Below are 20,876 nucleotides of genomic sequence, written 5' to 3'. Positions count from 1 at the left end.
AGGAGTTTGAAGAGTGAGGTTTAACTACAGAAGAAAAAAAAGTAACACAGAAATAACCAATGATATTCTTTTAAGACCTCGAAGAGATAGAAGATTATTATCTAATGTTCCAGATAAGGAAAAAATAAGGAATGGGACTGATCGTAGAGGGAAAAAAATATTAGGTGATAGAAAAGATAATTCAACTGCATTTATTGATGGTAATAAAGCAGGAATAAGATATCTAATGCAAACTGATATTAAGATTAGATGCAAAAGTTCGAAAGGTGATATAACATTTATAGCAAAGTCCATAGATATATCTACTACAGGAATGCTATTAGAATTACAAGACAAAGAACAATTAAATATAATTAGTGAAGCAGATAAAGTAAAATTACAGTTTAAAATATTACCTGGAGCCATGCCTGAAGGATATGAAATGAAGGTAAATATAGAGGCTAAAAAAGTTAGAGATACAATTGATGAGAATGGAAATATACTTTGTGGACTAGAGTTTTTAGAAACACTATCAGAATATTCGAATAGAAAAAAAGATAAATATTTTTTATTTACATCAAGTTTAATATTATTTTTTATAAGCATCTTTATAATTCTGATGAGGGCAGAAAGTATAATTTACTTTAAATTTAACAGGTGGATTTATTTATATAGTATTATAGCTGCTGTATTTTTATTAAGTAGATATTTATTCGGTGCCTTATATAAACCGGTACCTATAGATACTAGTTATACTCCAGGAGTAACGATAATAATTCCTTGTTTTAATGAAGAGGAATGGATACAAAGAACAATCTTAAGTTGCATTAATCAAGATTATCCTATTGATAAATTAGAGGTAATAGTGGTAGATGATTGTTCACATGATAGGTCAGTAGAAAAGATCAAAGAAATAGTAGAAGAATTAAAAAAAGAAGAAAGATTTGATGTTAAAGAAAGATTAAAATACATTGTACAAGAAAAGAATATGGGAAAAAGAGAAGCACTATGCACAGGAGTATTAAATGCAAAACATGAATTAGTAGTATTTGTTGATTCAGACAGCTTTTTAGATCCATTTGCAATTATTAATTTAGTACAGCCATTTAAAGACCCTAAAATGGGAGGAGTGTCTGGTAGAACTGATGTTGCCAACACATATACTAATACTTTAACTAAGATGCAATCAGTTAGATATTATATTGCTTTTAGAATAATGAAGGCAGCGGAAGCTTATTTTGATGCAGTTACATGTTTATCAGGGCCGCTTTCATGTTACAAGAAACAAATAATAATTGACAATATGGAATCTTGGAGAAATCAAAAGTTCTTAGGTCAAAGAGCTACATTTGGTGATGATAGGGCAATGACTAATTTTGTCCTTAGCAAGCATAGAACTAGCTATCAAGATACGGCTATTTGTTCAACGATAGTACCTAATAAGTATAAAGTATTTTTAAAGCAACAAATGAGATGGAAAAGATCTTGGCTTAGAGAATCTATTATAGGTGGAAAGTTTATGTGGAAGAAGGAGCCATTTATGTCACTATTCTTTTATATTGGCCTACTTGTTCCTTTAGCAGCTCCAATAGTAGTAGTATATAACCTTATTTATGTTCCGATATTTCAAAAGGTGTTTCCAACAACTTTTCTTGTTGGTGTGTTAATGATGGCTTTGATGATGAGCTTTGCACAAATGTTCTTTAGAAAAAGTACTACTTGGATATTTGGGCTACTATTTTGTTTATACTATGAAGTTGTATTACTTTGGCAAATGCCTATAGCTTGGGTAACATTTTGGAAATCAACATGGGGAACAAGAATGACTCCGAGTGATATAGAAGCTAAAAGAAAAAAAGAGCAAAAAAAAGCTATAAAGAAATTTAATAAAAAGGGAGGAATTGAAAGTGAAAAATAAAAGATTTTCTCCTGAGAAAAAAGATAGAATAAAGATTTTAAGAGGAACATTTCAAGGAATAATATTATTTGTATTATTGATAATAATTATAAAGGCGGTTTTTACATTTTCAGAATATAAGCCTTATGATTATAATGAAGTAGTAAGTAGTGAGGATAATGGGTTTATTGCTGTATCATATTTTGGAGTAGATAGAACAGGAAATGATACATTAATAAGCACTGGAGCTTTAGAGAAACAAATAAAGGCTTTACGGGATAATGGTTATGTGACAATAACACAACAAGATATTTTAGATTATTATATTGAGGGAAAAAGCCTACCAAATAAAGCATTATTTTTATTATTTGAAGATGGTAGAAGAGATACTGCTATTTTCTCACAAAAGATTATGGAAAAATATAATTATAAGGCTACAATGCTTACTTATGCAGATAAGTTTGCAAAAAATGATCCTAAGTTTTTAATGCCAAAGGATTTATTAGAATTAGTTGATAGTTCTTATTGGGAACTAGGCACCAATGGTTATAGACTTGAGTATATAAATGTTTTTGATAAAGATAATAAATATTTAGGTCAATTAACTTCACTGGAGTTTTCAAAGCTATCAGATACAATCAATAGAAACTATAACCATTATTTAATGGACTTTATAAGAGATGAATATAATATTCCAATGGAAACTTATAGTGAAATGGAAGATCGTATTAATAGTGATTATGAAGAGTTATCAAAAATTTATACTAAAGAGATTGGAAATGTACCAAATTTATATTCTCTTATGCATTCAAATACAGGACAATTTGGAACAAATGATAAGGTTAGTTTAATAAATGGCAAATGGATTAAAGAATTATTTAACATGAATTTCAACAGAGAAGGTTATTCTTTAAATACAAGAGAGAGCTCCATTTACGATTTAACAAGAATACAGCCGCAAGCATATTGGTCAACTAATCATTTATTAATGAGAATATGGGATGATACTAAAGAAAATATAGATTTTATTGTTGGGGATGAAGAAAAAGCAAAAGATTTTCAAGAAATAAAAGGAGAAGCAGAATTTATTGATGATACTATAATATTAACATCATTGCCAAAAGATACTGGGCTTATTAAATTATTAGGTAGTGATAAGTATAAAGATTTTAAAATTTCATCAGAGTTAAATGGAAATGTTATAGGTTCTCAAGCTATATATTTTAGAACAAGTGATGATTTAAAAAATAGTTTGTGCGTTAAGCTTGTTAATAATAATATTGAGGTTATAGAAACCTTAAATGGAAATGAAGAAATACTATATTCTCTAGATTTAAATGATGACAAGAGTATTGATGATATTGATATAAAAGAGTTAGGTAGTAAAAAAATAGATATAAATATAAATGATAATAAGCTTAATTTGACTTTAGATGGAAATCTTATAGTAGAGGGATTAGAAGTCAGAAATACAAATGAAGGTGGTATTTATCTAGAATCAGAATGGGGAGAATATGGATATAGTCAAAGAAATATAGCTGACGATGTATATGATGGAGTATTTAAAAAGCTTAAGATATCTGACATAAATGATACAATATTATACGATTCATCTTTAAAAGGAGTGGATCTGATAAAATACAATGTAAAGAAATACTTTAATAAGGTTATAAATTGGTTTATAAAATATTTATAAACAAGAGGTAAAAATGAATATTAACAAACATAAAGGAAAATTTATTTTAATAGGAATTGTTATCTTATTAGTTGGAGCTATCTTCTTAAAAAAGACATTAAATAAAGATAGTACTATTAAGAGTCCAAATATAATTTCTCAGGAGAAAAATAATGATATTTTTCAAAGTATAGATAATTTATCTTCATGGATAGTTTATTGGGACTTAAATGTAGATAGCGAAATAAATATGCTAAATGATAAGTTGAGTAGTATTTCATACTTTGCTGTTAATTTTAATCAAAACAACGATTTAATTATTCCTGAAAAATTAAAAGTATATTATGATAAGACAAAGTCATATAACTATGAAAAATATATAACTATTGTAAATGACGTAGTTAATGATGATGGTACATCTTCACTAAAGGACAAAGAGATATTAAATATTTTGCTTAGTGATAAATTATCTAGAGAAAAGCATATTAGTGATATAATTGATTTAGCTAAAGAATATGAATTTGATGGTATTGAAATTGATTATGAGCAAATTAAAGATGATTTGGGATTATGGGAAAATTATATATTATTTATAAATCAATTATATAATAAAGCTTTAAATAATAATTTGAAATTAAGAGTAGTTTTAGAGCCGAATGCGCCTATAGATAAGCTTAACTTTACTGAGGGACCTACATATGTAATGATGTGTTATAATTTGCATGGAGGCTTTAGTGCAGCTGGAGAAAAAACAAACCAAAAGTTTATTAAAGAGTTAATAGATAAGATGAAAGTAGTTCCTGGTGAAAAAAGTTTTGCAATTCCAACTGGCGGGTTTGATTGGAAAGATAATGGCGACACTAAATCAGTATCAGAAATTGAAGCTAAACAAATATTAATTGAAAATAACATAGAAGCTAAGCGAGATGATAAAAGCAAATATTTATATTTTAATTATAGGGATAAAGAAAATATTAAACATGAAGTATGGTATGCAGATCAAGTTACATTAGAATATTTATCTGAAATTATTAAAGAAGAGGGCTATGATGTTAGCTTGTGGAGATTAGGTGGAAATTTATTTGATAATTAAAATATAGAAAATGGAGAGTTATAAAATTCTATAACTCTCTTTTTTATTAACTAATTACATTAAAATATTTTAAGTATACTTGGGGTGGTTTAGGTAATATTTATAAATATATATTATTTTATATTTAATGTATAAAGTATATATTTATAAATTTGATTAAGTTTCATAAAATTAAGAGTATATTTTTATGGAAAATGTTGCTACAATGAATATAACAATATGTTACAAAAATAAAACAAATTATAAAAAATGATATTTGTTTTATTAATTTATAAAAATAAGTTTTATTAAAAAAAATATTGTAAAATTAGTTTATAAAAAGAATAATGTAGGGGGACAAGGATATGTATAAAGTAGAAATAAACGGAGTTCAAATGAAATTTATAAGAGAATTCTTTGATAATTTTGAAGATGATAAGGTTAAGCTTACAGTGCTTGATGATAGTAATAGAATAAAAATAGTTTATTCAGCAGAAACAGGTTTAACAGCTAATGAATTAGAATCTTATTTAAAATCAGAATTTAAAACAAAATCAAAGTATGGAATGAGTCTTTATTATACACTTCACGTAAAATAACATATTGAAATAAAATTAAGCTTATTTTTATAAATGGGAGGAAGAAATAAATGAAGTTTGCAAAGGATTTCTTATTTGGAGCAGCATCTGCATCATATCAAGTAGAAGGAGCATGGAATGAAGATGGAAAGGGGCTTTCAAATTGGGACGTATTTTCTAAGATTCCAGGAAAAACTTTTGAAGGTACTAATGGTGATATTGCAATAGATCACTATCATAGATATAAAGAAGATATAAAGCTAATGGCAGAAATGGGATTAGAATCATATAGATTTTCAATTTCATGGCCTAGAATATTACCAAATGGTGTTGGAGAAGTAAATCCAAAAGGCATAGAATTTTATAACAATATAATAAATGAATGTCTAAAATATGGAATAGTTCCATTTGTAACTTTATATCATTGGGATTTACCACAAGTTCTAGAAGAAAAGGGTGGATGGACAAATAAAGAAACTATAGATGCATTTTTAAATTATGCTGAAATTTGTTATAAAGCTTTTGGAGATAGAGTTAAGCACTGGATTACATTTAATGAAACAGTTGTATTTTGTGGATTAGGATACTTGGCAGGAGCACATCCACCAGCTATAGTTGGAGATTTAAATAAATATTTCCAAGCTACCCACAATGTATTTTTAGCTCATGCGAAATCAGTTGATTTATATAAAAAGTTAAAACAATATGGTGAGATAGGAATTACTCATGTATTTTCTCCAGCATTTAGTATAGATGATAAGGAAGAAAATATATTGGCAGCTAAGCATGCAAATGAAATCGATACACATTGGTTCTATGATCCTATATTAAAAGGTGAATATCCTAAATATGTTGTAGATATAATTAGTAAGCACGGCGTTAAAATTGATTGGAATGAGGAAGAATTAGAGATAATTAAAAATGCTTCAGATAAAAATGATTTTATAGGACTAAATTATTATCAGCCTCAAAGGGTAATGAAAAATAATATAGATGAAGAAGTTGAAAGAAATAGAGAAAATTCAACAGGAGCACCAGGAAACCCTTCATTTGATGGTTTTTATAGAACAGTTAAAATGGAGGATAAAAAATATACTAAGTGGGGATGGGAGATATCTCCTGAAGCATTTTTAGATGGACTAAGAATGCTTAAAGAAAGATATGGAGATGTAAAAATATATATAACTGAAAATGGATTAGGAGATGAAGATCCTATTATAGAGGATGAAATAGTAGATATACCTAGAATTAAATTTATTGAAGCACATTTAAAAGCTGTAAAAAATGCAATTAAAGAAGGAATAAATTTAAAAGGATATTATGCATGGTCAGTTATCGATTTATTAAGCTGGTTGAATGGTTATAAAAAACAATATGGATTTATATATGTAGACCATAAAAATAACCTAGAGAGAAAGAAAAAGGCATCTTTCCATTGGTATAAAAATATAATAGAAACTAGAGGAGAAGATATTTAAGTATAATAAAATATACTTATATTTACATGGCTGAAGTCTTAAATAGATAGATTTCAGCCTTTTGAAAATAAAAAATATAAATATTTAATGTATATTAATATATGTAGAAATAATTAAAAGATTATTTCTAGGAAAAGGAGATGAGCAATGTTTAGCTATAATAAAATACAAAATTTAAATGAGTTAGAATTATCACTTTATAATTATATAATGAAAAATAGTGAAAAAGTAATTTACATGAGAATAAGAGAATTAGCAAACGAAGCTCATGTATCTACAACTACAATTTTAAGGTTTTGTAAAAAGCTAGATTGTGAAGGCTTTTCAGAATTTAAATTAAAATTTAAGATGTATATAGAAGAAGGAAAAGAAAAGCATTTAACTGATAATACATCAATGATAATAGATTTCTTAAAAAAAGCACAAACTAAGGATTATAGAGATAAGATAGATAGAGTTTGTGATGTATTAGATAAAGCAAGTAATATAATTTTTGTTGGAATAGGTTTTTCAGGTATACTATCAAAGTATGCTGCAAGATATATTTCTGCAATAGGACGAAATGCTATATATATAGATGATCCGTTTTATCCAATTAATATTAAATGTACAGAAAATTATGTTGCTATTGCATTTTCTGTATCTGGTGAAACACCAACAGTAATAGAGCATATGAATAACTTAAAGCGAAAAGGATGTAAATCGATAAGCATTACTAATAATGAAGATTCGACTTTAGCCAAAATATGCGATATAAATATTGGATATTATGTTCAAGAAGAAAAGAATGGAGAACATGATATAACGACACAAATTCCAGCATTATACATTATTGAAACTATCGGCAGGAAGCTGTATAGAAATTATAAAGGATAGATGTAAAGCATCTATCCTTTATAATTTTAAAAATAAATTTTATATATTTATGTTTTATAGAACTTTGATAGTAAATTGTAAGAAATATGGTGTTATTTAATAGTTCTATTTCATAGATACAAACATTAAAATAGTATATTAAATACTTATTTTAGTTAAAACAATTTGTTATATTTATGGAACAAATTATATAAGCTGGAAGTGTGTTTTTTTAAGGTATGCAAATGATTACAAAGAGTATTTTTTAAGATATAATATAATCAACAAGCAAGAAGGGAGGAGGGAATCTTGATTCATAAAAAGCTAGATAAATTTAAAGAGGGTTTTTTATGGGGAAGTGCTTCAGCAGCATATCAAGTTGAAGGGGCTTATAATATTGATGGAAAAGGATTAAGTATTTGGGATACCTTCACTGAATTGCCCGGGACAACCTATAAAGGAACTAATGGAAAGGTCGCCGTAGATCATTATAAAAGGTTTAAAGAGGACATAGCTTTAATGAAAGAGATGGGATTAAAAGCCTATAGGTTTTCAATATCATGGAGCAGGATTTATCCAGAAGGAAGAGGTAAGGTAAATGAAAAAGGCTTAGAGTTTTATGATAACCTTATAAATGAGCTTATTGCTAACGATATAAAACCAATTATTACAATATATCACTGGGATTTACCACAACATCTCCAGGATTTATATGGAGGATGGGAATCTAGAGAGATAATAGATGATTTCAATAATTATTGCATAACACTTTATAAGAGATATGGAGATAGAGTTAAGTACTGGATAACTTTAAATGAGCAAAATGTATTTATACTTTTAGGATATAAGATAGGAATACATCCACCAAAGATACAAGATGATAAAAGGATGCTTAAAGCAAATCATATTGCAAGTTTAGCAAATGCAAAGGCAATAGAATCTTTTAGGCAATATGTATCTAATGGAATGATTGGTCCAAGCTTTGCATTTACTCCTAATTATGCTTATACATGTAAGCCAGAAGATGTTTTAGCAAGAGAAAATGCTGAGGATATGAACTGTCACTGGTGGCTAGATGTATATTGCTTTGGTAACTATCCAGCTTTTGCTTTAAGTAGGTATGAAAAAGAAGGAATAGCTCCAGAGATTGAAGATGGAGATTTAGAGCTTTTAGAAAGAGGAAAGCCTGATTTTATAGGAATAAACTATTATAGAAGTGAAACAGTAGAGGCAAACTCCATAGATGGAATAAGTAATTTTGAAGAAATAAATACATCAGGAAAAAAAGGAACATCTAAGGATTATGGAATTCCAGGAAATTTTAAAACTATAAAAAATCCTAATTTAGAAAGAACAAATTGGGATTGGGAAATCGATCCAACTGGTCTTAGAATAGGGATAAGAAGAATAAATAGCAGATATAGGCTACCAATATTAGTAACTGAAAATGGGTTAGGTGAATTTGATAAGCTTGAAGATAACGATATTATAAATGATGACTATAGAATAGAATTTATAAGAAATCATATTTTAGCTTGCAAAGAATCTATAACAGATGGAGTAGAGTTACTAGGATATTGTACATGGTCATTTACAGATTTATTAAGCTGGCTTAATGGCTATCAAAAGAGATATGGCTTTGTTTATGTAGATAGAGATGAAAAAGATGAAAAGGATTTAAGACGTATTAAAAAGAAGAGTTTTTATTGGTATAAAAATGTAATAGCAACTAATGGAGAAGAACTTTAATTATATTAAAAATAAATTTTAGGAGGAATTATTATGAAAAATATTTTATTAGTATGTGCAGCGGGAATGTCTACAAGTCTTTTAGTAAATAAGATGAAGGCAGCAGCAAAGGAAAAAGGAATAGAAATTAATATTGATGCCTTACCAGTTTCAGAATGTTCAAGGGTAATTGATAATGTTGATATAGTTTTATTAGGACCACAAGTAAGGTTCCAAAAACCACAAGTAGATGCTTTAGTTAAGGGTAGAATACCTGTAGAAGTTATAGATATGAGATTATATGGAACAATGAATGGAAAAGCAATATTAGATCAAGTATTAAAAACTCTTGGAATTTAACAAGAGGTTTAATAAATAAAAAAAATATAAGGGGGAAAAACAATGAGCGTTATGACGAAATTAGAAAACAGCATGGAAAAAATACTTGTTCCAATTGCAACAAAGTTAAATGCACAAAGACATATTGTTGCAATTAGGGATGCATTTATCTTAACCTTCCCATTAACAATGGCAGGTTCATTAATGGTATTAATAAATAATGTTTTACTTCATCCAGATGGGTTTATAGCTAAACTTATTCACTTAGGAGATTTAATTCCTAATTTAGCAGACTATCAAGCAATATTTGCACCTGTATTAAATGGATCTTTAAACATTTTAGCAATCTTTATAGCATTTTTAATAGCAAGGAATCTTGCAAGATCTTTAGGTGCAGATGACTTATTAACTGGACTTACTTCAGTATCAGTATTCTTTATAATGTATCCATCAGCAGTAGATGGAAGTATTACAATGCAATACATGGGACCTCAAGGTCTATTCGTTGCAATAATAGTTGGATTATTAGTAGGTGAATTTTTATCAAGGCTTTCTAAGAGTCCTAAACTTGAAATTAAGATGCCAGAACAAGTACCTCCAGCAGTATCTAGAACTTTTAAAATATTATTACCTATAATAATAGTAACAGTTGGTTTCTCAATTCTTAACTTTATATTAGGTAAAATTACTAATGGTGGCGGAATTCATACTATGATTTATAATGTATTACAAGCCCCATTAACTAAACTTGGAGATAACATCTTCTCAGTAGTAATTATGGTTTTAGTATCAAATTTATTATGGATAATGGGTATTCATGGACCTAATACTATAGCAGCAGTAAGAGAAACTATGTTTGCTGAACCAAATGCAGCTAACCTAGCTTTCGCACAAGCAAATGGAACAGCATGGGGTGCACCATACCCAACAACTTGGGTTTTAACTGATGCTTTTGCTAACTATGGTGGTTCAGGTATGACACTTGGATTACTTATAGCAATATTCATATTCTCTAAAGCAAAGGATCAAAGAGATATTGCTAAATTATCTATAGGACCTGGATTATTCAATATTAATGAATCAGTAATATTTGGTTTACCAATAGTTTTAAATCCAATATATATAATACCATTCATATTAGTACCTATAGTAAATGTTCTTATTGGATATGGGGCAATAGTGCTTAAGATTATTCCACCTATAGCTTATGGTGCTGTTTGGACTACTCCAGGACCACTTATTCCGTTTATAGGAACTGGTGGAGTATTTATGGGACTTGTAGTAGGATTTGTGTGTCTAGCAGTCAGTGTATTAATTTATGCACCTTTCGTTATAGCATCTAATAAGGCAGCTATGAAAGCACAAGAAGAATTAAATTCAAATACAGAAACTATGTAACAGTTAGGAGAATAAGAAATGAATGAACTAGAATTAGTTGCATTTGAAATTATAAGCAATGTAGGTATGGCTAAATCTTTAGCTATGGAAGCAATAAGAGAAGCTAGAAATGGTAATTATGATGAAGCAGAAAAGAAAATAGAAGAGGCTAAAGGGTTTTTATTAGAGGGGCATCATGCACATTCTGGATTGATTCATAAGGAAGCAAATGGTGAAAAGCTTGAGTTTTCTTTAATAATAATGCACGCTGAAGATCAACTAATAAGTGCAGAAACTATAAAAGATATAGCAATAGAGCTTATAGAAATGAATAAGGAATTCAAAAAGAATTAAATATTCGTGTAAAATATATATTAAGGTAGCATCAGAAATAAATTGATGCTACCTTAATTATTTTTAGTGAATACAAAAGTAATTATGCATATAATATGGTGATTATTAGCAAAGTAAGAGTTAAAAATTAACCCTCTTAATTAGTATATTTAGCTGTAAATTGATAAAAATAGTATTGAGACAGCTAGTAGGAGGGATAAAATGAAAAGTAAATGGAAAAATGTATTAATTATTGTTGTGTTAACTTTAATATTATGTAATTGGAGCTATAGTTATTGGGCTACTAAACTTAACAATGAAGTTAAAATAACAACTGATAATTATTATGTAGGTGAAGTTGAATATGAAAATTTTAATATTAAAGCAAAAATGATAAGGGAAGTAGAAACAAATCAAATAGGATATTGCTTGGAGATAGATAAGTCTTATCCAAAGGGAGAAACATTTAAGGAAAATGGATATGCAACAAAGCAACTAGCAGGAATACTAGCTTCAGGCTATCCAAGCAAAAGTTATAGTGAATTAAAGCTTTATTCAGAAGAAGAAGCATATTTTGCAACTCAAATTGCTGTATGGAGTTTTGTTGAAGGATATGATGTAAATGGATTTAAAGGTGATACTAGAGTTGTAGAAGCTATAAAAAAGATCTATAATGAAGGAATAAGAAAAGATGAGCAGTCATATAGTAATGAATATATGCTATATTACTCTAATGATAATATACAAGATATAGCTTTAATCAAAAATGAACAAAGTAAGTTAAGAGAAGAAAATATGAGGAATGCAGAAAGAAAAAATATAGAGGGAAGTTCTATATATGGGAAGTAAATTATAGGTTCAAAAATAATGGGGGAAACATGTGGGAGTATATAAATTTAATAGATATAAGTATATTACGATTTATTAGAAATTATTTTTCAAGTCCTCTAATGGATTCCATGATGATATTTATAACTAAACTAGGAGATAGAGGATTTGTATGGATAGTAATAGGCATAATTTTATTAATAAGTAAAAAATACAGAAAAATTGGATTCACAATGTTAATTGCTTTAGCTGTAACAAGTATTATTGGTGAAGGAATTATAAAAAATATTATACAAAGGCCAAGAGCCTTTATAACTTTTCCAGATATAGAAATAATAATTAAGGCACCTTTATCATATTCATTTCCGTCGGGACATACTGCATCTTCATTTGCCGCAGCTGTGGTACTTGGGTATTATATAAAGAACTGGAGATACTTATTTTATTTTTTTGCAGCTCTTGTTGCCTTTTCGAGATTATATTTATTTGTACATTATCCATCAGATATAATTGGAGGAATAGTACTAGGAATTTCATGTAGTTTAGCTACTATAGAAGTTATAAATAATATAAAAATAAAAAAACTATCATGAATATGGTAGTTTTTTTATTTATTAAGAATTATGTACTATATGCATTTATTATGAATCATATAATTATATTGTTTATAATAATATTTTTTGAAAACGGATTAGTGGTAACTCCATTTTTACCTGGAGATTCAATAATTAAATTCTCCTAATGTGTATAAAATTAAATTTAAAGCAAAATATAATGATATATTCATTTAGGAGGTATAAATTATGGTTATGGAAGAAATAGAAAATAAAATGAAAAGACTATATAAGCAAGTAAAGTCAGGAAAGATGACTCAGGAAATAGCAGAAGAAATATCAGAGTTAGCAGATAAAGTTGGGGACATGGGTGAGAATGCTAAGGAAAGTATGAAAAATATGATGAATGATATGAAAAAAGCTATGAAAAAAATGAAATAGAGTGAAAGGCTAACTAAAAATATTAATTTTGGAATTTTTTTAGTTAGCCTTTTATATTGATATATAAAGGATGGGTAATAGATTTTGTGAAAAATCACAAAAAATATGCATCTAATTGTGATAAAATACTATTGAATAAAAACGATTGCAAGAGTATAATCAAATTAAGATAAAGGTAAATAAAAAAGCTAAAACAATTTATTATTTTCTGGAAACGTTACCTATTTCAGGAGATTAAGAAAATATAAAATTGTTTTATAATGGGGGAAGCTTATGTATGGGTTAAAAAACTCTTTCCAAAAAATAAGTGAAGAAATTCAAATTCCCTTCAAGATAAGTGAAAAAGATGGATCTGTAATAGCTAATTTTTTACAAGGAAATAATTCGAAAATTGTAAGTAGTATTTTAAAAATGCCAACAGAAGAGTTGCTGCTAGAAACATATGAAAACTACAGTAACTGTATTAGTTTATTAAAATATTGCTTAGAACAAGAGTTAAGCAATGCAGTGAAGTCAAAAGAAGAAATAATATCAGATATAATAAAGGGGAAAGAATTTTCTAATGACATTCTTAAAGAAGTAATAAAAGACAAGCCTTTTAAATTAATATTAGTTTATTTAAAGGACAAGCAGTCTAAGGCTATAAAGTTAATAGAGAAAAAGTATTTAGAAGATGAGAGTATAATGGTCATTCAAGATGAATATATTCTTATAATAAGTAAAAATGATATCAGTAATGATAGTATTAAAGAAATTCTTCTAGGAATAAAAAAGAGTATAACAGATAAATGTTATATAAGTTATTGTAACATTAATGAGTATAATGAGTTGAAAGAAAAATTTGAGCATCTTAAAGCAAACTTAGAAATTTGTTTAAAATATGAATTACCATCAAAAATATATACTGAAAACTCATTGCTTTTAGAAAAAATGATAAAAAATGTAGAAGAAAAAGAAATTAATAGAATATATAGACAATATAATGATACTTTTTCTAAATTGGATGATGATCTTATAAAGACTATAGAAATATTTTTTAGTGAAGGTTTAAAAATAAGTGAGTCTGCAGATAAGTTATATATTCATAGAAATACTTTATTTTATAGAATAGATAAAATAAAGAAAATAGTGAATTATGATATATCGAATTTTAATGAAGCAGTAGAATTTAAAATTCTATTTCTATTGTGGAAGGAATCATGGCATAGGAGTAATTTATAAAATTTTATGGGAACGATACCGGTAAGGTTACCTGTAAACATTAACATTAAATTAGTTAATAAACCTAAAAGGGTTTATAAATATAAAGATCTAAAATTAGATTTTGGGAGGAATTTATTATGGTAAAACGTTCAAAATTATTAGCAGTTTTAATTGCTGGTGTAATTGCTACAACTTCTTTAGTTGGTTGTGGTGGAAAGGATGATAAAGGAGCTACTACTGATGGTGAAAAGAAAACTTTAACAGTTTGGTCACACTTTACTACTAATGAAGTTCAAGAATTTGAAAAGGTAGCTAAAGCTTGGGGAGAAGAAAATAACGTTGAAATAAACGTTGTTGAAGATCAAGGAAAGTTCCAAGAAATGATTCAAGCTCTTCAAAGTGATAATGGTCCTGACCTTGTATTAGGGGTTCCACATGATAATTTAGGAACATTCCAAAAAGCAGGTGCAATTGCTGAGGTTCCAGAAGGAATGGTTTCAGCTGATAAATATACTTCTCAAGGTATAGTTGATGCAGTAACTATAGATGGAAAGATTTATGCAGTTCCATTTGCTCAAGAAACAACTGGAATGTTCTATAATAAAGATAAAGTTAAAGAAGTTCCAAAGACTATGGAAGATTTAGTTGCAATGGCAAAGGAAGTTGGATTTGAATATAACGTTAACGATTTCTTCTTCTCATATGCATTCTTATCAGCTGGTGGCGGATATGTTTATAAAAATAATGATGGTACATTAGATCCTAATGATATAGGTCTTGGAAATGAAGGTTCAGTAGCAGGACTTCAATTTATTTCAGATTTAGTTAATAAAGATAAATTAATGGCAGCAGATATTACTGGAGATATAGCTAAGGGTGACTTTACATCAGGTAAAGCTGGATTCTACTTCTCAGGTCCATGGGATGTTTCAGGTGCTAAGGAAGCTGGATTAAACTTTGGAGTAATTCCTATGCCAACTTTAAATGGTAAAGCTCCACAAACATTCTTAGGTGTTCAAACTTCATTTGTTAATGAAAATTCAAAGAATAAAGATACAGCTTGGAAACTTATGGAAGAGTTCGTTAATAAGGGACAAGATATAGTATATAAAACTGGTAGCAGAATTCCTGTAGCTAAAGATTACGTAATTGATGATGAATATACTAAAGCATTTATGGAACAAGCAAAAGTTGCTATGCCAATGCCAAATATAGTAGAAGTTCAAGCTATGTGGGAACCAGCAGCAAATAACTTAAAGTTATTAACTTCAGGTCAAATAGATGCTAAAACAGCTGGAGAAAATATAGTAAATCAAGTAAAAGAAGGTATCAAACAAATAAAATAATATTTAGCTAAATAGAGATAGGTGTTTACCTATCTCTATATAAGATAAAGGGGGATTTTAAATGGGCATGAAGAGTAAAAGTCGTAAAGCTTATTATTTTTTAGCACCAGCACTTATTTCAATATGTATATTTACACTATTTCCAGTAATATCAACAGTATACTATGCTTTTACTGATTATACTCAGTTTTCAAAGGGTGAAATTAATTTCGTAGGTTTTTCTAATTTCATAGAAGTTTTAGCAGGCCCTTTTAAGGAAACATTTTTACCTGTATTTGCATGGACTTTAATTTTTGCAATAATATCAACACTTGGATGCTTTTTATTAGGATTAGTAATAGCATTAGTTTTAAATAATCCTAACATTAAAGAAAGAGGATTTTACAAAGGAATATTGATACTTCCTTGGGCACTACCAGCATCAGTTGCAATCCTATCATTTCAAGGTTTATTTAATGGTAGTTATGGACAAATAAATAATTTATTAATGCAATTACACTTAATTCAAGAGCCTATAAAGTGGTTAACAGATCCTAACTTGGCAAGAATGAGTATTTTAATGGTTAATATATGGCTTGGATTTCCTTATATGATGAATGTTTGCTTAGGTTCATTAGCTGCAATACCTGAAGTTTACTATGAAGCAGCAATGGTTGATGGAGCTACTAAGTGGAAACAATTTACTAATATTACTTTACCTTCAATAGCTAAAACAGCTTACCCACTTATAATATCATCATTTGCATTTAACTTTAATAACTTTGGATCAGCTTATTTAATTACAGGAGGTAACCCTCCAAGGTTAAATACTCAGTTTGCAGGATATACAGATATATTAGCATCAGTAAATTATAAACTTTCAATGCAATTTGGAAGATTTGAGATTGCTTCTGCTCTTAGCATAATAATATTTATAATAATTGCAACAATTTCATTTGCGCAAATGAAGGCATCTGGCCAATTTGAGGAGGTTGATTAATATGCAAACAGAGGTAAATTTAAAAAGTATTTCAAGAAAAAAAGAAAATATAGTATATAAAAAGAAATTAAGACCTGATGAAGTAAGGGCAGCTTGGTTTGGAAGAATATTTATATGGATAATGATATTAATAACGTTATTTCCTATAGTAGCTGTAATTTCTGCATCAATGGCAAAAGGAAATGCATTTACCCAGACATCATTTTTTCCAACAGAATGGACCTTAGAGAATTATAGAAGGGTATTTGAAAAGACTAACTTTTTATTATGGCTAAAAAATTCATTGATTATTTGTACAAGTGTTGCAGTTCTTCAATTAGTATTATCGGTTCCAGCAGCCTTTGCATTTTCTAAACTAAGATTTTGGGGAAGAAAAAATGGACTTATGAGTTTATTAATTCTTCAAATGTTTCCAGCTGCTATGGCTTTACCAGCAATAATGGGTATAGTTTTCACATATAATTTAACTAATAAACCATTGGTATTAATATTAATATTAGCTGGTGGTAGTGCATATAATATTTGGCTTTTAAAAGGAGCAGTAGATGGCATTCCAGATGAATTGGTTGAAGCAGCTTATATAGACGGAGCATCAACTTGGAAGGTATTTTCAGTAATAATATTACCTTTACTAAGAAATATGTTAATAGTTATATTCCTATTTGCATTTATAGGAGCTTATAGTGAATTTATGTTTACTTCAGCAATATTAAAGAATGCAGATGTACAAACACTTGTAACTGGATTACAAAAATTTATTAAGGATCAATTTTCTGCAAACTGGACTATGTATTCAGCAGCAGCGGTAATGGCAGCTACACCAATTGTAGTTATATTTTCACTTTTACAAAAATATATAGCAGGTGGATTAGTTTCTGGATCAGTAAAAGAATAATGATTTTACCCTTGAATTAAATCTTATGATATAATTAATGTAGAAATTAATGGAAACGATACCGAATAATTTGTCGAAATTTGGAGGGAGTTATGATAAACATAAGAGATATTGCAAGAATTGCTGGGGTAGGTGTTAGTACAGTTTCAAGAGTTATAAATAATCATCCAGATGTAAAAGAACAAACTAGAGAAAGAGTATTAGAGGTAATAAGAGAAAATAATTATATACCTAATAATAGTGCTAGAAACCTAAAAAAAAATAATACAAATAATATTGGAGTATTAATAAAAGGGGTTTTTAATCCATTTTTCTCAGAAATGTTAGACTCAATAAGTAAAAGGATTTCTAAAGCTGGATATTCTATGATTTTAGAGCATCATGATTATTTAAGTGATGATGAAATGAATAACTTAATATCCATGATAAAGGAAAAGAGGCTACAAGGGGTAATTTGTTTAGGAGGAAACTTTACAGATGTAAAAAATGATGATTTTAATGATATAAATGTACCGGTTGTATTAACGTCAATAAATCATAAATATGGGAAAGAGTTTTCTAATTTTTCATCAGTGTCTATAGATAATGAAAAATCTGCTTATTCGGCTACACAGTATTTAATAAATAATGGGCATAAAAATATAGCTATAATGCTAGGAGATGAAAATGACTTTGGAATTGGTTATTTAAGAGAAGCTGGTTATAAAAAGGCATTAAGTGAAAATAACATTGAATTTAATAGAAATTATAAAATTCTAGGACATTATGATTATAGAGGAGCATATGAAGAAACAGATAAGTTATTGAAGAACAATAAAGATGTTACAGCTATATTTGCTATATCAGATATAATGGCTGTAGGGTGTGCAAAGGCTATAAAGGATAATGGGTTAGAAGTAGGAAAAGATGTTGCAATAATTGGATTTGATGGTATGGACATTAGTGAATTTTATAATCCTGCAATTACAACAGTAATACAACCTAAAGTAGAAATGGCGAAGATAAGCGTAGATTTATTACTAGATTTAATAGCTAATAAAACTGATAATAAACACGTTATACTGAATACAGAGCTGATTGAAAGAGAATCAACAAATTTCAAGATAAGTAAATGAAAATTAATCTATTCATGATATTATGAAAACTTTTATCATGAATAGATTATATATAATATATAGATTTAAAATAAATTGTTTATAGCCCTCAGGCATATAAGTAAATCTCTCTTATGTATTAATATAATAGATTAATAATTTATTATAAATAATTCTCAATATATAATAATAATTATAATATAGAAATAGGTTTTATGAGAAATGAGGTAAAATTTATGAAAAGAAGTAGTGGTATATTGATGCATATTTCATCATTACCAGGTAAATATGGAATAGGCACATTTGGAATGGAAGCGTTTGCCTTCGTTGATTTTTTGAAAAAAAGCGGACAAATGTATTGGCAGATATTGCCATTAGGACAAACTAGTTATGGAGATTCACCATATCAATGTTTTTCAGCATTTGCTGGTAATCCATATTTTATAGATTTTGAATTGTTAGAGAATGACGAGTTATTAGCTAAGGAAGATTATTCAACCTTAGACTATGGTTCAGATGAAAATAGTGTAGATTATGCTAAATTGTTTATAAATAAAAATAAAGTATTAAGAATAGCATATAAAAACTCTAAAAATAAGTATGATAAAGAAATAAACAAATTTATAGAGGAAAATAAATTTTGGTTAGAAGATTATGCTTTATATATGGCTGTTAAGAATCATTTTAATTTAGTTAGTTGGCAAAATTGGGATGATGATATAAGACTTAGAAAAAAAGAAGCTATAGATTCTTATAAATCATTGTTAAAGGATGAAATTGATTATTGGATATTTGTTCAATATATGTTCTTTAAGCAATGGTATAGTTTGAAAAAGTATGCTAACGATAATGGAATTGAAATAATAGGCGATATTCCAATTTATGTAGCAGAAGATAGTGCAGATATATGGAGTAATCCAGAGTATTTTAATGTTGATGAAAATATGATGCCAATAACGGTAGCAGGATGTCCACCAGATACGTTTTCAGCTACTGGACAACTTTGGGGAAATCCAATATATAATTGGGTCAACTTAGATAAAGATGGGTATAGCTGGTGGATAGATAGGGTTAGAGAAAGTTTTAAGTTATATGACGTAGTAAGAATAGACCATTTTAGAGGATTTGAAGCATATTGGGAAATACCATATGGTAATAAGACAGCAGAATTTGGACAGTGGACAAAGGGACCTGGAATAAAGTTATTTGATGCAATAAAAGATAAACTTGGAGATGTTAATATAATAGCAGAAGATTTAGGAATGATGACTGATGGTGTTATAAAACTTAGAGATACAACAGGTTTTCCAGGTATGAAAATATTACAATTTGGATTTGGTGATGGAGATAGCAGAGACTTACCTCATAATTATCCAGTTAACTGTATAGCCTATACAGGTACTCACGATAATGATACTGTTTGTGGATGGTACAATGTTACAGGAAGCAAAGAGGAGATAGAAAAAGCCAAGAAGTATTTAAACTTAACTTATGAAGAAGGAATTGCAAGAGGATTAATAAGAGGAGCATGGGGAAGCCCAGCTTACTTAGCAATAACAACTATGCAAGACTTCTTGGGGTTAGGAAATGATGCAAGAATGAATATGCCTTCTACATTAGGTGGTAACTGGGTATGGAGAGCTTCATCAAAGGATTTAAATGATAAACTAGCAAAAGAAATTTATGATTTAACAAAATTATATGGCAGAATAAAATAATTTTAACTAGATTAGTAAAGTAATCCCCTATAAAAATTATAAATAAAGCTCATAGAGAATATTCTCTATGAGCTTTATTCATAATAATGTTAAGATATATAATATCTAAAAATTGTAATGTAGGTGGTTGAAAATGAGAGTTCTAGTAATGAGCGTTAAATTAAGAGCAAGCTGGGTACATTCTTTAAAAGAAAAGAGGATGGTGGTTAAAAGTATAACTCAAAAATTAAAAAATAAATTCAATATTTCAGTAAATGAAGTAGAAGATCAAGATATTCATCAAAGTATAGTAATTGCTATTTCAGGAATATGCTCAAGTAGTTCACAAGTGGATTCTACAATGGAGAATATAATTAATTTTATTGAGTCAAATACAGATGCGGAGATTATTAACATAGAAAAGGATGTTATTATGTTTAAGTTCTTATAAAAATAAATACATAAAATTTAAAGTAGTGGGTTGACAATCCAATCCAATAAATGTATATTAATATCAATAGAAAAATT

20 protein-coding genes are annotated in these 20,876 nt (G+C 28.2%); all 20 read left to right on the top strand.

Going from position 1 to position 20,876, the window contains the following annotated elements:
- Positions 1-13: 13 nt before the first annotated feature.
- Positions 14-1,897, top strand: coding sequence for a glycosyltransferase (locus tag I2A75_RS01320; protein ID WP_195262668.1), 1,884 nt, complete (start codon positions 14-16; stop codon positions 1,895-1,897).
- Positions 1,887-3,572 (top strand): glycoside hydrolase, encoded by a 1,686-nt coding sequence (locus I2A75_RS01315; protein WP_195262667.1) that lies wholly within the window; start codon positions 1,887-1,889, stop codon positions 3,570-3,572. Before I2A75_RS01320 ends, I2A75_RS01315 begins: the two co-directional genes overlap by 11 nt.
- Positions 3,573-3,585: 13 nt before the next feature.
- Positions 3,586-4,644, top strand: coding sequence for a glycosyl hydrolase family 18 protein (locus I2A75_RS01310; RefSeq protein ID WP_195262666.1), 1,059 nt, complete (start codon positions 3,586-3,588; stop codon positions 4,642-4,644).
- A gap of 344 nt (positions 4,645-4,988) precedes the next feature.
- Positions 4,989-5,222, top strand: coding sequence for a hypothetical protein (locus tag I2A75_RS01305; RefSeq protein WP_195262665.1), 234 nt, complete (start codon positions 4,989-4,991; stop codon positions 5,220-5,222).
- Between the two features lie 50 nt (positions 5,223-5,272).
- On the top strand, positions 5,273-6,679 hold the full coding sequence (locus I2A75_RS01300) for a GH1 family beta-glucosidase (RefSeq protein ID WP_195262664.1): 1,407 nt from the start codon (positions 5,273-5,275) through the stop codon (positions 6,677-6,679).
- Between the two features lie 147 nt (positions 6,680-6,826).
- A complete protein-coding gene (locus tag I2A75_RS01295; protein ID WP_195262663.1) occupies positions 6,827-7,555 on the top strand; it encodes a MurR/RpiR family transcriptional regulator in 729 nt (242 codons plus the stop codon).
- Positions 7,556-7,843: 288 nt separating this feature from the next.
- The gene (locus I2A75_RS01290; protein WP_195262662.1) at positions 7,844-9,283 is read left to right on the top strand and encodes a glycoside hydrolase family 1 protein; all 1,440 of its coding nucleotides are present in this window, start codon (positions 7,844-7,846) and stop codon (positions 9,281-9,283) included.
- 33 nt (positions 9,284-9,316) lie between these two features.
- Positions 9,317-9,622, top strand: a complete 306-nt coding sequence (locus tag I2A75_RS01285; protein WP_195262661.1) for a PTS sugar transporter subunit IIB — start codon at positions 9,317-9,319, stop codon at positions 9,620-9,622.
- 42 nt (positions 9,623-9,664) lie between these two features.
- Positions 9,665-10,999, top strand: a complete 1,335-nt coding sequence (locus I2A75_RS01280; RefSeq protein ID WP_195262660.1) for a PTS sugar transporter subunit IIC — start codon at positions 9,665-9,667, stop codon at positions 10,997-10,999.
- An 18-nt stretch (positions 11,000-11,017) separates the two neighbouring features.
- Positions 11,018-11,332 (top strand): PTS lactose/cellobiose transporter subunit IIA, encoded by a 315-nt coding sequence (locus tag I2A75_RS01275; RefSeq protein ID WP_195262659.1) that lies wholly within the window; start codon positions 11,018-11,020, stop codon positions 11,330-11,332.
- A 201-nt stretch (positions 11,333-11,533) separates the two neighbouring features.
- Positions 11,534-12,160, top strand: a complete 627-nt coding sequence (locus tag I2A75_RS01270; protein ID WP_195262658.1) for a thioester domain-containing protein — start codon at positions 11,534-11,536, stop codon at positions 12,158-12,160.
- 29 nt (positions 12,161-12,189) lie between these two features.
- The gene (locus I2A75_RS01265) at positions 12,190-12,732 is read left to right on the top strand and encodes a phosphatase PAP2 family protein (RefSeq protein WP_195262657.1); all 543 of its coding nucleotides are present in this window, start codon (positions 12,190-12,192) and stop codon (positions 12,730-12,732) included.
- A 210-nt stretch (positions 12,733-12,942) separates the two neighbouring features.
- The gene (locus tag I2A75_RS01260) at positions 12,943-13,134 is read left to right on the top strand and encodes a peptidylprolyl isomerase (protein ID WP_195262656.1); all 192 of its coding nucleotides are present in this window, start codon (positions 12,943-12,945) and stop codon (positions 13,132-13,134) included.
- A 273-nt stretch (positions 13,135-13,407) separates the two neighbouring features.
- Entirely contained in the window at positions 13,408-14,355 is a 948-nt protein-coding gene (locus I2A75_RS01255; RefSeq protein ID WP_195262655.1) for a helix-turn-helix domain-containing protein, read from the top strand.
- Between the two features lie 119 nt (positions 14,356-14,474).
- Positions 14,475-15,683, top strand: coding sequence for a maltose ABC transporter substrate-binding protein (locus I2A75_RS01250; protein ID WP_195262654.1), 1,209 nt, complete (start codon positions 14,475-14,477; stop codon positions 15,681-15,683).
- Positions 15,684-15,744: 61 nt separating this feature from the next.
- Positions 15,745-16,662, top strand: coding sequence for a sugar ABC transporter permease (locus I2A75_RS01245; protein ID WP_195262653.1), 918 nt, complete (start codon positions 15,745-15,747; stop codon positions 16,660-16,662).
- Between the two features lies 1 nt (position 16,663).
- A complete protein-coding gene (locus I2A75_RS01240) occupies positions 16,664-17,557 on the top strand; it encodes a sugar ABC transporter permease (RefSeq protein ID WP_195262652.1) in 894 nt (297 codons plus the stop codon).
- Positions 17,558-17,652: 95 nt separating this feature from the next.
- Positions 17,653-18,672 carry a LacI family DNA-binding transcriptional regulator gene (locus I2A75_RS01235; RefSeq protein ID WP_195262788.1) on the top strand — a complete coding sequence of 340 codons (1,020 nt, stop codon included), beginning with the start codon at positions 17,653-17,655 and terminating at the stop codon, positions 18,670-18,672.
- Positions 18,673-18,887: 215 nt separating this feature from the next.
- Entirely contained in the window at positions 18,888-20,369 is a 1,482-nt protein-coding gene (gene malQ / locus I2A75_RS01230) for a 4-alpha-glucanotransferase (protein WP_195262651.1), read from the top strand.
- 133 nt (positions 20,370-20,502) lie between these two features.
- A complete protein-coding gene (locus I2A75_RS01225; RefSeq protein ID WP_195262650.1) occupies positions 20,503-20,799 on the top strand; it encodes a DUF503 domain-containing protein in 297 nt (98 codons plus the stop codon).
- The last annotated feature ends 77 nt before the right edge of the window (positions 20,800-20,876 follow it).

This window comes from Clostridium sp. 1001275B_160808_H3 (assembly GCF_015550425.1).
GTDB lineage: Bacteria > Bacillota > Clostridia > Clostridiales > Clostridiaceae > Clostridium.
The sequence above is the reverse complement of the archived record's forward strand: the minus strand, read 5'-3'. Positions and strand labels throughout refer to the sequence as shown.

What these genes read in the sequence shown, in the direction of transcription:
- I2A75_RS01285 (WP_195262661.1), top strand. Translation starts at nt 9,317, where the DNA reads ATGAAAAATATTTTATTAGTATGTGCAGCGGGAATGTCTACAAGTCTT.
- I2A75_RS01270 (WP_195262658.1), top strand. Translation starts at nt 11,534, where the DNA reads ATGAAAAGTAAATGGAAAAATGTATTAATTATTGTTGTGTTAACTTTA.
- I2A75_RS01245 (WP_195262653.1), top strand. Translation starts at nt 15,745, where the DNA reads ATGGGCATGAAGAGTAAAAGTCGTAAAGCTTATTATTTTTTAGCACCA.
- I2A75_RS01295 (WP_195262663.1), top strand. Translation starts at nt 6,827, where the DNA reads ATGTTTAGCTATAATAAAATACAAAATTTAAATGAGTTAGAATTATCA.
- I2A75_RS01305 (WP_195262665.1), top strand. Translation starts at nt 4,989, where the DNA reads ATGTATAAAGTAGAAATAAACGGAGTTCAAATGAAATTTATAAGAGAA.
- I2A75_RS01260 (WP_195262656.1), top strand. Translation starts at nt 12,943, where the DNA reads ATGGTTATGGAAGAAATAGAAAATAAAATGAAAAGACTATATAAGCAA.
- I2A75_RS01250 (WP_195262654.1), top strand. Translation starts at nt 14,475, where the DNA reads ATGGTAAAACGTTCAAAATTATTAGCAGTTTTAATTGCTGGTGTAATT.
- I2A75_RS01265 (WP_195262657.1), top strand. Translation starts at nt 12,190, where the DNA reads ATGTGGGAGTATATAAATTTAATAGATATAAGTATATTACGATTTATT.
- I2A75_RS01300 (WP_195262664.1), top strand. Translation starts at nt 5,273, where the DNA reads ATGAAGTTTGCAAAGGATTTCTTATTTGGAGCAGCATCTGCATCATAT.
- malQ (WP_195262651.1), top strand. Translation starts at nt 18,888, where the DNA reads ATGAAAAGAAGTAGTGGTATATTGATGCATATTTCATCATTACCAGGT.
- I2A75_RS01240 (WP_195262652.1), top strand. Translation starts at nt 16,664, where the DNA reads ATGCAAACAGAGGTAAATTTAAAAAGTATTTCAAGAAAAAAAGAAAAT.
- I2A75_RS01225 (WP_195262650.1), top strand. Translation starts at nt 20,503, where the DNA reads ATGAGAGTTCTAGTAATGAGCGTTAAATTAAGAGCAAGCTGGGTACAT.
- I2A75_RS01310 (WP_195262666.1), top strand. Translation starts at nt 3,586, where the DNA reads ATGAATATTAACAAACATAAAGGAAAATTTATTTTAATAGGAATTGTT.
- I2A75_RS01255 (WP_195262655.1), top strand. Translation starts at nt 13,408, where the DNA reads ATGTATGGGTTAAAAAACTCTTTCCAAAAAATAAGTGAAGAAATTCAA.
- I2A75_RS01280 (WP_195262660.1), top strand. Translation starts at nt 9,665, where the DNA reads ATGAGCGTTATGACGAAATTAGAAAACAGCATGGAAAAAATACTTGTT.
- I2A75_RS01275 (WP_195262659.1), top strand. Translation starts at nt 11,018, where the DNA reads ATGAATGAACTAGAATTAGTTGCATTTGAAATTATAAGCAATGTAGGT.